This window comes from Lentzea sp. NPDC092896, from assembly GCF_044754905.1.
Taxonomy (GTDB): Bacteria; Actinomycetota; Actinomycetes; order Mycobacteriales; family Pseudonocardiaceae; genus Lentzea.
Window position 1 is genome coordinate 207,650 of record NZ_JBIVPX010000005.1, and the last position, 12,063, is coordinate 219,712.

At 69.3% G+C, this 12,063-nt stretch carries 13 protein-coding genes; 9 read left to right on the forward strand and 4 right to left on the reverse strand.

Annotation, left to right across the window (positions count from 1 at the left end; translation table 11 throughout):
- Window positions 1-16: 16 nt before the first annotated feature.
- Both ACIQF0_RS25550 and ACIQF0_RS25555 read right to left on the reverse strand, forming a co-directional pair.
- Window positions 17-1,423 carry a sensor histidine kinase gene (locus tag ACIQF0_RS25550; RefSeq protein ID WP_401033130.1) on the reverse strand — a complete coding sequence of 469 codons (1,407 nt, stop codon included), beginning with the start codon at window positions 1,421-1,423 and terminating at the stop codon, window positions 17-19.
- Window positions 1,401-2,126, reverse strand: a complete 726-nt coding sequence (locus ACIQF0_RS25555) for a response regulator transcription factor (protein ID WP_360031964.1) — start codon at window positions 2,124-2,126, stop codon at window positions 1,401-1,403. Before ACIQF0_RS25555 ends, ACIQF0_RS25550 begins: the two co-directional genes overlap by 23 nt.
- A 109-nt stretch (window positions 2,127-2,235) precedes the next feature.
- Here ACIQF0_RS25555 and ACIQF0_RS25560 point away from each other — a divergent pair, with 109 nt between their 5' ends.
- From ACIQF0_RS25560 to ACIQF0_RS25575, 4 genes are all read left to right on the forward strand, one after another.
- Window positions 2,236-2,739: a hypothetical protein gene (locus ACIQF0_RS25560; protein ID WP_360031962.1), complete on the forward strand. Its 504-nt coding sequence runs from the start codon at window positions 2,236-2,238 to the stop codon at window positions 2,737-2,739.
- Between the two features lie 89 nt (window positions 2,740-2,828).
- Window positions 2,829-4,481: a bifunctional metallophosphatase/5'-nucleotidase gene (locus ACIQF0_RS25565; protein WP_401033132.1), complete on the forward strand. Its 1,653-nt coding sequence runs from the start codon at window positions 2,829-2,831 to the stop codon at window positions 4,479-4,481.
- A 74-nt stretch (window positions 4,482-4,555) separates the two neighbouring features.
- The gene (locus ACIQF0_RS25570) at window positions 4,556-5,011 is read left to right on the forward strand and encodes a hypothetical protein (protein ID WP_401033133.1); all 456 of its coding nucleotides are present in this window, start codon (window positions 4,556-4,558) and stop codon (window positions 5,009-5,011) included.
- A gap of 10 nt (window positions 5,012-5,021) precedes the next feature.
- Window positions 5,022-5,339, forward strand: coding sequence for a hypothetical protein (locus ACIQF0_RS25575; RefSeq protein WP_360031957.1), 318 nt, complete (start codon window positions 5,022-5,024; stop codon window positions 5,337-5,339).
- Here ACIQF0_RS25575 and ACIQF0_RS25580 read toward each other — a convergent pair.
- Window positions 5,336-5,797: an HAD domain-containing protein gene (locus ACIQF0_RS25580; RefSeq protein WP_401033135.1), complete on the reverse strand. Its 462-nt coding sequence runs from the start codon at window positions 5,795-5,797 to the stop codon at window positions 5,336-5,338. The genes ACIQF0_RS25575 and ACIQF0_RS25580 overlap by 4 nt on opposite strands.
- A 37-nt stretch (window positions 5,798-5,834) precedes the next feature.
- On the opposite strand from ACIQF0_RS25580, the gene mug reads away from it, so the two are divergent.
- Both mug and ACIQF0_RS25590 read left to right on the forward strand, forming a co-directional pair.
- On the forward strand, window positions 5,835-6,329 hold the full coding sequence (mug, locus tag ACIQF0_RS25585) for a G/U mismatch-specific DNA glycosylase (RefSeq protein ID WP_401033137.1): 495 nt from the start codon (window positions 5,835-5,837) through the stop codon (window positions 6,327-6,329).
- A gap of 192 nt (window positions 6,330-6,521) precedes the next feature.
- Window positions 6,522-9,356: a BTAD domain-containing putative transcriptional regulator gene (locus tag ACIQF0_RS25590; RefSeq protein WP_401033139.1), complete on the forward strand. Its 2,835-nt coding sequence runs from the start codon at window positions 6,522-6,524 to the stop codon at window positions 9,354-9,356.
- Here the strand turns inward: ACIQF0_RS25590 and ACIQF0_RS25595 are convergent.
- Window positions 9,346-9,897, reverse strand: a complete 552-nt coding sequence (locus ACIQF0_RS25595; RefSeq protein WP_401033141.1) for an NlpC/P60 family protein — start codon at window positions 9,895-9,897, stop codon at window positions 9,346-9,348. The two genes, ACIQF0_RS25590 and ACIQF0_RS25595, sit on opposite strands and share 11 nt — an antisense overlap.
- Before the next feature lie 142 nt (window positions 9,898-10,039).
- Here ACIQF0_RS25595 and ACIQF0_RS25600 point away from each other — a divergent pair, with 142 nt between their 5' ends.
- The 3 genes from ACIQF0_RS25600 to ACIQF0_RS25610 all read left to right on the forward strand — a co-directional run bounded on the left by ACIQF0_RS25600 (window position 10,040) and on the right by ACIQF0_RS25610 (window position 12,006).
- Complete coding sequence (locus ACIQF0_RS25600; RefSeq protein ID WP_360031947.1) at window positions 10,040-10,510, forward strand: hypothetical protein; 471 nt, start codon at window positions 10,040-10,042, stop codon at window positions 10,508-10,510.
- A gap of 32 nt (window positions 10,511-10,542) precedes the next feature.
- Entirely contained in the window at window positions 10,543-11,301 is a 759-nt protein-coding gene (locus tag ACIQF0_RS25605; protein ID WP_360031945.1) for an LLM class flavin-dependent oxidoreductase, read from the forward strand.
- A gap of 75 nt (window positions 11,302-11,376) precedes the next feature.
- Complete coding sequence (locus ACIQF0_RS25610; protein WP_401033144.1) at window positions 11,377-12,006, forward strand: DUF4041 domain-containing protein; 630 nt, start codon at window positions 11,377-11,379, stop codon at window positions 12,004-12,006.
- The last annotated feature ends 57 nt before the right edge of the window (window positions 12,007-12,063 follow it).

Genomic DNA, 12,063 nt, shown 5'->3' on the forward strand with positions numbered 1-12,063 from the left:
GGACGAGAGTCGCGGCCTAGCCTGGGTCGGTCGTGTGCTTCCGCTGTGAACGACCTGTGTCCAGAAATGTTTTCAGCGAGACGGTGAACGTGGTGTGGCCGGGCTCGCTGGTCACGGACACGTCGCCGTCGTGCGCGCCGACCACGGCCGACACGATCGACAGCCCCAGTCCGGTGCTGCCCGCCGCCCGCGAGCGCGAGGAGTCGCCGCGCGCGAACCGTTCGAAGACCTCCAGGCCCTCGGGGATGCCGGGGCCGTCGTCGGTGACTGTCAGGTCCACCTGTCCGTTGTGGACGGACAGGCCGGTCGTGACGGTGGTGCCCGGCGGGGTGTGCGCGCGGGCGTTGGACAGCAGGTTGCCGATGACCTGGTGCAGTCGTTGCACGTCACCGGGAACCGTGACGGGCTCGTCCGGCAGCGCGAGTCTCCAGCTGTGCTCGGGGCCCGCGATCCTGGCGTCGCCGACCACGTCCAGCACCAGCCTGGAGAGGTCGACGTCCTTGCTCTCCAACGGCCTTCCGGCGTCCAGGCGCGCGAGCAGCAGCAGGTCCTCGACCAGCGACGTCATCCGCACCGCCTCGGACTCGACCCGGCCCATCGCGTGGGTGACCTCGGGCGGCAGGTCGGCGTCGGTGCGGAGGGTCAGTTCGGCGTAACCCCTGATGGCGGCCAGCGGCGTTCGCAGCTCGTGCGAGGCGTCGGCGACGAACTGCCGGACCCTGGTCTCGCTGTCGTGCCTGGCTTTCAGCGCCTCGCCGACGTGGCCGAGCAGCTTGTTCAGCGCGAGGCCGACCTTGCCGACCTCGGTGGCAGGGTCGGTGTCCTCCTCCGGCACGCGTTCGGCGAGCGCGACCTCGCCCTCGTGCAACGGGAGTTCGGAGACGCGGGTCGCGGTGTCGGCGACCCGGTCGAGCGGCACGAGGGCGCGCCGCACGATCACCCGGCCCGCCAAGGCGACCGCCGCCGCTCCCGCGACGATGAGCCCGGCGAGGATCCAGACCATCTGCCACACGATGTCCGTGACGTTCTCCAGGGACATCCCCCGGATTCCGCGCTGGTCGGTGACCACGCGGAACTCGCCGGCCTCACCGAGGTCGACCGTGTGCAGGCCCGACGGGGCGGTCGCCAGAACCTGGATCTCGTCGTCGGTGAGCATGCGCGCTGACTGCCAGCCCGGCAGCTCGATCGTGCCGAGGATCTTGCCGTCCCCTCTGATGATCGCGTTGATACCGGGAGGGCTGTACGGCGAACCGGGCGGCGGCGGCCGCATGGTCGTGACCTCGTGGTCGAGGTTGCTCATCAGGAACGCGTGCAGCGCGAGCACCGAGACGCCGCCGATCACCAGGCACAGCGCGGTGAGCAGGACGATCTGGCCGGAGACGAGCTGGGCTCGCAGCGTTCTAGGACGCAGGCTTGAGGACATAACCGGCGCCTCGCATCGTGTGGATCATCGGGGTGCGCCCGGCGTCGATCTTCTTGCGCAGGTAGGAGATGTAGAGCTCGACGATGTTCGCCTGGCCGCCGAAGTCGTAGCTCCACACGCGATCCAGGATCTGGGCCTTGCTCAGCACGCGTTTCGGGTTTCGCATCAGATAACGCAACAGCTCGAACTCCGTCGCCGTCAGGTCGATCGAGGCGCCGGCGCGTTCGACCTCGCGCGTCTCCTCGTTCAGCGACAGGTCGCCGACGATCAGCCGGGTGCCCGCGTCCGCGTCGGTCACGCCGGTGCGCCGCAGCAGTGCGCGCAGCCGCAGCACGACCTCCTCCAACGAGAACGGCTTGGTGACGTAGTCGTCGCCGCCCGCGGTGAGCCCGGCGATGCGGTCCTCCACGGCGTCCTTCGCGGTCAGGAACAACACCGGCAGGATCGGCGCCTCGGCGCGCATCCGGCGCAGCACCTCGAAGCCGTCGAAGTCCGGCAGCATCACGTCGAGCACCACCACGTCCGGGCGGAACTCGCGGGCGGTCCGCACCGCCGAAGTCCCGTCGAGCGCCGTGCGCACGTCCCACTTCTCCATGCGCAGCGCCATCGACATCAGCTCGGCCAGAGTGGACTCGTCGTCGACCACGAGCACCCGGACGGGCTGTCCGTCCGGCCTGCGGAGTTCGGTCTTCATCGCGCGCATGGCTCCCATCGTGAATGCCGATCCTGTGTACCAGCTGTGAGCGATGCGCACAGGTCGTGCCTACGTCAGGCACAGGTTCGGCACAGCCGGGACCACCACGGTGGCTGTCATGACCGAACAACAGCCCCCGGAGTGGGGCGCACCCCAGCAGTCCGCCGAACCTGCGGCGCGCCCGGCGTGGACCGCGAAGAAGACGGTGGCGGCCGTGGCCATCGCCGTCGCGATCGCCGGTGCCGGTGGCGTCGCGATCTACGCCGCCAGCGGCACGAACCAGCAGACCGGAGCCGGCGGCATGGGCCCCGGCGGCATGGGCGGAGCGCCGCCGGACGGTGGCGGCGGCATGCGCGGCGGTCTCGGGTTCGGCACGGCGACGCACGGCGAGTTCCAGTCCGGCGAGGTCACCGCGCTCAGCGACTCGTCCATCGAGGTGAAGTCCACCGACGGCTACACGAAGACGTACGTGATCGACGCCGAGACCGTGGCCGAAGGTGTCGAGAAGGGGGACACGGTGACCGTGATCGCCACCACAGAGGACGGCAAGTCCGTCGCGTCCAGCGTGGTCGAACCTGGTCAGCGCGGTCAGCGGGACGGGCAGGCCCCTCCCACGAGGTGATTTGGGGTCAAGTGTGAGCGGTTATGGTCGGGTGATCAGCCCGACCACAACCGGAGGTGAGCGGCGTGCGCACGTTCACACTGACTGTGATGGGGTCGACAGACCTGCACGGCAATCTCTTCAACTGGGACTACTACCTCAACCGCGAGTTCGACGACTTCGCGCACAACGACGTCGGGCTCGCGAAGATCTCGACACTCGTGAACGACGTGCGTGCCGCCGTGGGACGCCAACGGACGTTGCTGCTCGACGCCGGTGACACCATCCAGGGCACACCGCTCGCGTACTACTACGCGAAGGTCGAGCCGATCACGCGCGGTGCGCACGTCCATCCGATGGCCGCCGCGATGAACGCCATCGGCTACACGGCCGCCGCGCTGGGCAACCACGAGTTCAACTACGGGCTGCCGGTGCTGCGGACCTTCGAGCGCCAGCTGGAGTTCCCGCTGCTGGCGGCCAACGCGCTGGACGTGGCCACGGGCCTGCCCGCGTTCCAGCCGTACGTGGTGAAGACGGTGTGGCTGACGGGCGGGGCGCCGCTGCGGGTCGGGATCCTCGGGCTGACGAACCCCGGGATCGCGGTGTGGGACCGCGCCCACGTCGACGGCGTGCTGACGTTCCCCGGTCTGGTGGAGCAGGCGCTGCACTGGGTGCCGGAGGTCCGGCACAAGTCCGACCTGATGATCGTGGTGGCGCACTCCGGTGCCGACCTGTCGTCGTCGCTGGGCGACCAGGTGCCGTTCCCGGAGAACTGTTCCGAGCTGCTGGCGGAGACGGTGCCGGGGATCGACGCGGTGCTGGTCGGGCACGCGCACGTGGAGATCCCGTCGCGGTTCGTGACGAACAAGGTGACGGGGCGGCCGGTGCTGCTGACCGAGCCGTTGTACTCGGGCAAGCGGTTGTCGGTGATGGAGTTCGACCTGCGCTACGACGGGCGCTGGGAGCTGGCGGACTCGCGGTCGTCCGTGCTGTCCTCGGCCACGGTGGCGGAGGACCCGCGGATCGTGCGGCTGCTGCGGCACGACCACGAGCGGGTCGTGTCGTACGTCAACGGGCGGGTCGGCACCTGTGCGTCGGCGATGTCGGCCGCGCGGTCGCGGTTCGAGGACACGCCCGCGTTGCGGTTCATCAACCACGTGCAGGCGCTGGAGGTCGCGAAGTCCACCTCGCTGCCGGTGGTGTCGTTGTGCGCGCCGTTCAACCGGGCCGCCGCGATTCCGGCGGGGGAGGTGTCGCTGCGGGACGTCGCCGGGCTCTACATCTTCGACAACACGCTGGTGGGCGTGCGGATGACCGGTGGGCAGCTGCGCGACTTCCTGGAGGAGTCGGCGCGGTACTTCCTGCAGGTGTCCGGTCCCGGCCCGTTCTCGGCGGCCGAGCTGTCCGCCGACGTGCCGGACTACAACTTCGACATCGCCTACGGGCTGACCGCGCCGCTGACCTACGACGTCGACATCTCGCAGCCGGTCGGGTCGCGGATCGTGGATCTTCGGTTCGGTGGTGAGCCGGTCTCGGACTCGTTCGAGTTCGCCGTGGCCGTGAACAACTACCGGCAGGCGGGCGGCGGCGACTTCCCGCACATCGCCTCGGCGCCCGTGCTGCACAACCAGCAGCAGGAGATCCGGCAGCTGCTGATCGACTGGGTGAAGGCCGCGGGCGTGCTCGATCCCGCCGGCTTCGCGGGCTCCGACTGGCGTCTGGTGGCGGGCGGCGAGCCTGTCGTGGTCTCCACGAACGAGTGAATTCGGGCGCGGTGTCCTGGGTGTTCCGGTCCAGGTGGTGGCACCCGGTCGGCCGAATGAGATAGGCCAGCCCCGTGCAGTTGCCGCTCCGCGTCTTCGTCGGCGCTCTGGTCGTGCCGGCGTTGCTCGCCGCGGTGGGCCTCGCCGCGCACCCCGCTCCACGCGTGTCCCCTGGCCACCTGGTGCTCGCGGTGCGGTCGTCGGAGATCGTGCTGGCGGGCACCGCCGCGTCCGCACAGGAACGTCAGGAGGTCGTGGACGCCGTGCGCGCGCTGACCACGTTCCGGGTCACCGACGTGATCACCCCGGACGCCGGCGAACGCCTGCCCGTCTCCGCGGCGCAGGCCGCCGCGCTGCTGGGCGCCGTGCTGGACCGGGACGTCACCGACTTCACCGGCGTCGTGCGCGCCGGACACCTGACCGCGTCGGCACGCGTCGCGACCCCGGAGCACGCGGGCGCGCTGAGCGACGCCCTGCGCTCGGCCGCTCCCGGACTGCGCGTCGACGAGGACTTCACGACTACGGGCTAGGAGCTGTTCGGTGTTCGGGTTCTTCTTCCAGATGTTCCTGCTGTGCGCGGGCGCCTTCCTCGCCGGCGTTCTGCTGACCTGGCTCACCATGCGCGCCCGCGACTCCTCCGCGGTGGTGGAGGCCGCACCTCTGTCGATCATGGAGGAGCCCGCCGCCGTCGCGCCCGCGATCAAGGCGAACTCGCGCACGATGATGTTCCACACCCCCGAATCGCCCTACTACAAGCGCATGAAGGGCGACGCGTTCTTCCACTCGCCGGAGGACGCCCGCCGCGCCGGCTACACGATGTGGACGCCCCGCCCGCGCGTGCCGGCCGTCAGCGCTTAGTTCGCGCGCAGCCAGGCGTCGAGTTCGAGGTAGTCGGCGTCGGTCAGGCCGTGCCGCGGGTTCACCTTGTGCAGCAGTGCTTTGCCGTGGTGCTGGGCGACCCAGGCGCGGTCCTTCTCGCCGATCTCGTCGTCCACCCAGACGAACGGCCTGGTGCCCGCCAGCGCGACCAGGCCGCGGGTCTTCCAGTGCAGGCCCTGGCGCGCGTCGGTGGCTTCGGCGGCCGGGTCGTCCGGCCAGGTCGCGACCGGCAGCGTCGGCAGGCCGAGCAGGGGCGCGATGTGCGCGTTGGCGTCGTCCATCCAGGTCGTGGCCCACATCAGGTCGCACGGCAGGGCGGCGAGCCACGGGCCGTGTGCGGCGTCGAGCCGTGCGAGGCCTGGAGTGCCCGGGACGCCGTCGCCGAAGGGGAGCAGCGGGCCGTCGACGTCGAGGAACAGGATCGGGAGCGCGGCCATGGCGGGCAGGGTAGGCGGCACCTCGTAAGCTCGCCACGTGATTGCCGACGTGATCAAGCCCGGGCTCGACGTGCTCTTCTGCGGCATCAACCCCGGCCTCGTGTCGGAGGCGACCGGGCACCACTTCGCGCGGCCGGGAAACCGGTTCTGGCCCGCCCTTCATTTGTCCGGTTTCACGCCGTCTCAGTTCGCGCCCGGCGAGCAGGAGAAGCTGCTCGACCTCGGGTTGGGCATCACGAACGTCGTCGCGCGGCCCAGTGCCAAAGCCGACGAATTAACAATTGACGAAATGCGTCAAGGTGGGATCGCGCTCGCTGAAAAGGTCGAGCAGTATTCACCGAAGGTTCTCGCGGTACTCGGTGTGACCGTCTATCGTGCCGCCTTCGACCGCAAGAAGGCGCAGGTCGGGGCGCAGCAGGACACCGTGGGCGGTGCTCGGGTGTGGGTGCTGCCGAATCCGAGCGGGCTGAACGCGCACTGGCAGTTGCCGGCGTTGGCGGAAGAGTTCGGGCGACTCAAAGCCAGTCTCTAGAAACAGAACAAAAGTTCACATTCATGCCCACTGAAAGTGGGCTGGACGTAGTGTGCTCTGGTCTGGTTGCATCCAGATCTGCGTCCGTTCGAGTGCATTCACTCTGAAGTGGAACCCCCGCGCATCGGAATGCGTCAAAATTTGGCAATGCCGTGCAGAACTTGGTGAATGTTCAACACTGGTGGGGGCGCAGTGGAGGTCAGGATTCTCGGGCCGGTCGAGCCGTCTGTGCCGCCGAAGCCCGCGCAGATCTTAGCCGTCCTGGCGGTCGAGTGCGGCAGGATCGTGCCCGTCGAACGGCTCATCGATCTCATCTGGGGCGAGGAGCCGCCGCCGCAGGCGCGCAAGTCGCTGCAGGTGCACATCTCCAGCCTGCGCCGCTCCGGGCTGCCGGTCGAGCACCGGGCGGCGGGCTACGTGCTCAACGCCGATCCCGAGAGCGTTGACCTGCACGCGTTCCGCAGGCTCGTGGCCAGGGCGGGCGACGAGGCCGACCTCAAGGTCAAGGCCGAGGTCCTCAACGAGGCTCTGCAGCTCTGGCGCGGCACGCCGGTGGTGTTCGCGCAGACGCTCGACGTGCAACGGCTCGCGGCCGCCGAGGCGTGGGTCGACGCCGAACTGGCGCTGGGACGGCACGCCGAGCTGATCGACCGGCTCGGCGCGTTCGTCGCCGAGTACCCGCTGGCCGAACGGCTGCGCGGGCAGCTCATGACGGCACTCGCGCGGGCCGGGCGGCGCGCGGACGCCATGCGGGTGTTCCGCGAGACGCGCAAGGTGCTCGTCGACGAGCTCGGGGTCGAGCCCGGCGAGCAGCTCCAGCAGCTCTACCGGGACGTGCTGGAGGGCTCGCGGGACAGCCGCCGCAACTACCTGCCGCGCGACGCGGGCGACTTCACCGGGCGCGACCGGGAGCTGAGCAGGCTCCTCGACAGCGACGGCGGTGTGTGGTGGATCGAGGGACCGGCCGGCGTCGGCAAGTCGGCGCTCGCGGTGCACGCGGCGCATCGGCTCGCCGACCGGTATCCGGACGGGCAGCTGTTCGTGGACCTGCACTCGCCGTCCGGGGCGCTGGACGCGTTGCTGCGCGCGATGGACGTGCCGAGCGAACGGATTCCGGAGTCCGCCGAGGAACGCGCGGCGCTGTGGCGGGCCACGGTCGGCGGGCGGCGCGTGGTGATCGTGCTGGACGGCGTCACGAGCGTCTCGCAGGTCCGGCCGCTGTTACCGGGCAGCCCCGGCTGCCTGACGCTGATCACCAGCCGCAGCAGGCTGTGCGGGCTCGAAGGCGTGCGGCGCATCCCGTTGGACGTGCTGAGCAGCGACGAGGCCGTCACCCTGCTCCAGCGCATCCTCGGTGACGACCGGGTCTCCGCCGAACCCGACCAGGCCCAGGAGGTCGCGCGGCTGTGCGGGTACCTGCCGCTCGCGGTGCGGATCACCGGCGCGCGGCTGGCCGGTCGCGGGCACTGGCCGGTGTCGAAGCTGGTCAGGAGGCTCTCCGACGAACGCAGCAGGCTCGACGAGCTCGTCGCGGACGACCTCGCGGTGCGGTCGAGCCTGGAGCTGACCTACCGGGCGCTCGACGAGAACGTCCGCCGCGCGTACCGGATCTTCGGGTTCCTCGGGCTGCCCGAGGTGCCGAGCTTCCTGTGGGTGCACCTGCTGGACGAGGACGTGCTCGACCAGCTCGTGGACGCGCGGCTGCTCGACGTCATCGGCAGCGCGCGGTACCGGATGCACGAGCTGGTGCGGCTGCACGCCCGCGAGCTCGCCGAGGCGGAAGACCGTCAGCAGGAACGAGAAGACGTCGTCAGAAGGGCCGTGGTCGCCGCTCTGTCCACCGTGGATGGACTGACCGAGCAGCTCTTCCTCGCCGTGCCGCGCATGCAGGACTCGCTGGGCATCGTCGCGACGGCGGTCCGCCCGACCGACAAGGACGCCTGGTTCGCGCGCGAGGAGTCGTTGCTGACCAAGCTCGTGGAACGCGCGGCGGAACTCGGTCTCGCGGAGATCGCGTCCCAGCTGGCCGAGGTGCTGGTGTTCGCCTGGTTCGGGCTCAGAAACCGGTACGAGGCCTGGGAACGAACACACACGGCGGCGCTGGAGGCCGTGTGGAGGACGGGAGATCTGCGCCTGGAGGCGGTGCTGCGGTGCAGCCTCGGGCAGATGCACTACAAGCGCGACAACCTGGTCGAGGCGCGGTCGTGGTTCGACACCGCGCAGACGTTGTTCGTGGACATGGGCGACCGGCGCGGCGAGGCCGTGGCGATGAACGGCATCGGCATGGTGTGCCGCGATCTCGGCCAGTACCCGTGCGCACTGGAGGCGCTCGGCCGGGCACGTGAACTGATGGAGTCCCAGGACCTCGAGGGCGAAGCGCACGCGCTGTACGGAATCGGCTCCATCAAACGGGAACTCGGCGACGACGACGGTTCGTTCGAGACTCTCCGCCTCGCCGAGTCCATCTACCAGAAGGCGCGCAGCCGCAGGGGTGAGGCGCTGGCGGCCCGCGGGATCGGGCTCGTCCACCGCGCCCGCGGCGAACTGGACCTCGCGGAGGACCACATCCGGCGCGCCCACGAGATGGTCGCGGGCACCGGCGACGAACTGCTCGGCTGCTACACCGCCCAGGCGTGGGGAAAGGTGTTGCTGCGCAGGGGTTTGCTCGATCCCGCCGAAGAACTGCTGCGGCAGGCGCTGGACGGCTGCCGTGACGTCGGCGACCGGTTCGGCGAGGCACTCGTCCGCCGCACGGTGGGGGAGTGGCGGCTCGCGGCGGGCGACCACGCCGGCGCGCGGGTGGCGCTGACCGACCTGCTGCCGGTGTGGAACGACCTGAGCCTGCCGCTGTGGCGGGCTCGGACGCTCCGGGACCTGGGAGCGGTCCACGCCTGTCTGGGGGACGTCGAAGGCGCGGACCGCTCCTGGGCCGAGGCCGCAGAGCTCTTCACGCGACTGGGCACCAGAGAGATGGGGGAGGTGCACCAGTGGCCTGCTCAATGGGCCCCGCGTGCACTCAGCCGGTGATCTTGTTGTACTTCCAGGGCAGGTAGCCACCGCTCTTGAGCGACGAGATCGTGACGGTCTCGTGGTCCATGTCGGTGGCGGTGCTGCCCTCTTCGTAGATCCACGCTGACGTCTTCGCGGAGCTCGTCCACTTCTCGAACAGCTTCACGTGGCCGTTGCGCAGGATCATGTCGCCCGGCTTGAGGTTCGCCCAGGAGATCTTCGTGGCGACCTCGTCCAAAGTGGACGTGTTGCGGCTGGTCGTCAGCTTCCACGCCATGGAGACGAAGCCGGAGCAGTCGGTGCGGTACTGCTTGCCGTGGTTGACGTCCCACGCGTAGGCGGTCTGGCTGTACGGAACCTTGCGGTCCCACCAGTTCTTGGCCCGGCTGATGACCTCGGTGCGGGTGATCGAGCCGCCGTACCCGGCCGCCGCCTGCACCTGCGAGAGGGACGTCTCCTGCTCGGCAGGACCCTCCGGTGCGGCCTGGGCGATGCCGCTCATGCCGCCCAGCAGTCCCAGCGAGATCGCGGTCGCCGCGAGGGCGTGGCGAATGCGCATGGTTGTAGCTCCGATCGACTTGCTGTTGGTGATGACCGGAACTGTCCACCGTGGCGCCAAAGAACGGCCTAAAGCCGATTTAGGCGTTCCTTTACCGCTGCTTCCTAGCTTTCGCGGCACCTTGGGCATAAGGAGAGAGCACATGTTCGTTCGCACGATCGCAGCCGTGATCGCGATGTTCGCCGCTCTGATCATGGGCGCGTCCGTCGCGTCGGCGGCCCCGGCCAAGTACACCCACTCGCAGGCGACCGCGCAGCTCAGCGCCGCCGGCATCAGCTGGACGTCCAGTGGTGGTTGCAGCAACCGCAACCAGTCGAACTGCACCTCGTTCGAGCAGATCAACCAGACGACCATCGCGGGTGCCAAGACGTTCAAGAGCGCGTCGGGCTGTGCGCTGACCATCACCGGCGGCACGGAGACCGGCCACGCGTCGGGCACGTACTCGCACTGGAACGGCTACAAGGTGGACTACCGGCTGACCACCTGCGTCACGAACTACATCAAGGGCAGCTTCTCGTCCATCGGTGGCAACAAGTGGAAGTCGAACGCGGGCAACATCTACTACCTCGAGTCGAACCACTGGGACGTCACGTACCACAACTGCGGTTGCTGATTTAGCGCCGAGGCCGGTAGTAGGTTGGTCGGGTGACCACACTCGGCGCCGTCTACCGGCCTCAGCTTCCGCCCGAGAACCTGCGATCCGTCGTCCTGGCCGCGGAGGAGTCCGGTGTGGACTCGTTGTGGCTGTGGGAGGACTGCTTCCTGGAGAGCGGCATCGCCTGCGCTTCCGCCGCCCTGGCCTGGACTTCCCGGCTGAAGGTCGGCGTCGGGCTGCTGCCGGTGCCGTTGCGCAACGTCGCGATCGCCGCGATGGAGGCCGCGACGCTGGACCGGTTGTTCCCGGGCCGCGTCACGATCGGCGTCGGGCACGGCGTGCAGGACTGGATGGGCCAGGTCGGCGCACGGGTCTCGTCGCCGTTGACGTTGCTGCGCGAGTACACGGACGCGTTGAAGGCGCTGCTGGCAGGCGAACGGGTCACCGTGGAGGGCCGGTACGTCAAGCTGACCGGCGTCGCGCTGGACTGGCCGCCGGCCGCGCCGATGCCGATCTACGTGGGCGGGCTCGGCCTGAAGACGCTGGACCTGGCGGGCGAGGTCGGCGACGGCACGATCCTCGACGCGTCGGCCGATCTCGACCGGGTCCGGGCCATCAGGGCGACCCGCGAGCACCCGTTGGTCGTCTACGTCGAGACGGACTCACGTGACCGCGCGTTCGTCACGGACCTGGTCGCGCAGGTGGCCGAAGCGGGCGCTACCAGCGTGATCTTGCAGCAGTCCGCCACGAGCGAGGACCCCGAAGGGTTCGTTCGTTTCGTGGGATCACTCGATGGTGTGAGCGCATAGCGTCGTAGATAACGGCGGATACCTCCGTGCGATGGAACGGTCATGGGCCTTTCGTCGCTGTTCGGGGAGGTAAGCATGCTCGGGCGCAAGAACCGCCGGATCGCAGAGCTGCAGCGGGCCGTGGAGAGCCTGCAGGAACTCCTCGCCCGAATCGGTGACGCCCGGTCAGCGCAGACCGACGTGCTGGACGAGGTCGACAGAGCCGGTGCCGAACTAGTAGCGCTGCGGCACCGGATCAAGAACGCGCGCGCCGAACTCCAGCCGCTGAAGGAAGAACTGACCTTCCAGCGGGCAGGTGTGTTCCGCGCCGACGCCGCCGCGGACCACCAGGCGCAGCTCGACCTCATCCACGACGAGATGAAGACCCTGATCAAGACCGGCGCGGCGATCGAAGGTGGCGGGCAGGTCACCTACAACGGATCGGACGCGACCGGCCGCAGGCTCGTCGAGGACTGGTCAGCGCTGATGCTCCGCTCGTACAACTGCGAGGCCGAGAACTGCCTGCGCATGCTGCGAGCCGGTGGCCTGGACGCGGCGAGAAGGCGGCTCGATCGCTCGGCGTCGGCGATCGAACGCCTCAGCGGGACGTTCGCGCTCCGCGTCTCGCCGCGTTACCAGGCCTTGCGCACGTACGAGCTCGAACTCACCGCCGACCACCTGCAGCGCAAGGCGGAAAGCCGCCGCACCCGCCGAATCGCTTCCTGACCAGCTGAAACCACACTTCAGCACCCTTTCACTAGGTAACTAGTGAAAGGGTGCTAC

What these genes read in the sequence shown, in the direction of transcription:
- ACIQF0_RS25550 (WP_401033130.1), bottom strand. Translation starts at nt 1,423, where the DNA reads ATGTCCTCAAGCCTGCGTCCTAGAACGCTGCGAGCCCAGCTCGTCTCC.
- ACIQF0_RS25555 (WP_360031964.1), bottom strand. Translation starts at nt 2,126, where the DNA reads ATGCGCGCGATGAAGACCGAACTCCGCAGGCCGGACGGACAGCCCGTC.
- ACIQF0_RS25560 (WP_360031962.1), top strand. Translation starts at nt 2,236, where the DNA reads ATGACCGAACAACAGCCCCCGGAGTGGGGCGCACCCCAGCAGTCCGCC.
- ACIQF0_RS25565 (WP_401033132.1), top strand. Translation starts at nt 2,829, where the DNA reads ATGGGGTCGACAGACCTGCACGGCAATCTCTTCAACTGGGACTACTAC.
- ACIQF0_RS25580 (WP_401033135.1), bottom strand. Translation starts at nt 5,797, where the DNA reads ATGGCCGCGCTCCCGATCCTGTTCCTCGACGTCGACGGCCCGCTGCTC.
- ACIQF0_RS25595 (WP_401033141.1), bottom strand. Translation starts at nt 9,897, where the DNA reads ATGCGCATTCGCCACGCCCTCGCGGCGACCGCGATCTCGCTGGGACTG.
- ACIQF0_RS25600 (WP_360031947.1), top strand. Translation starts at nt 10,040, where the DNA reads ATGTTCGTTCGCACGATCGCAGCCGTGATCGCGATGTTCGCCGCTCTG.
- ACIQF0_RS25610 (WP_401033144.1), top strand. Translation starts at nt 11,377, where the DNA reads ATGCTCGGGCGCAAGAACCGCCGGATCGCAGAGCTGCAGCGGGCCGTG.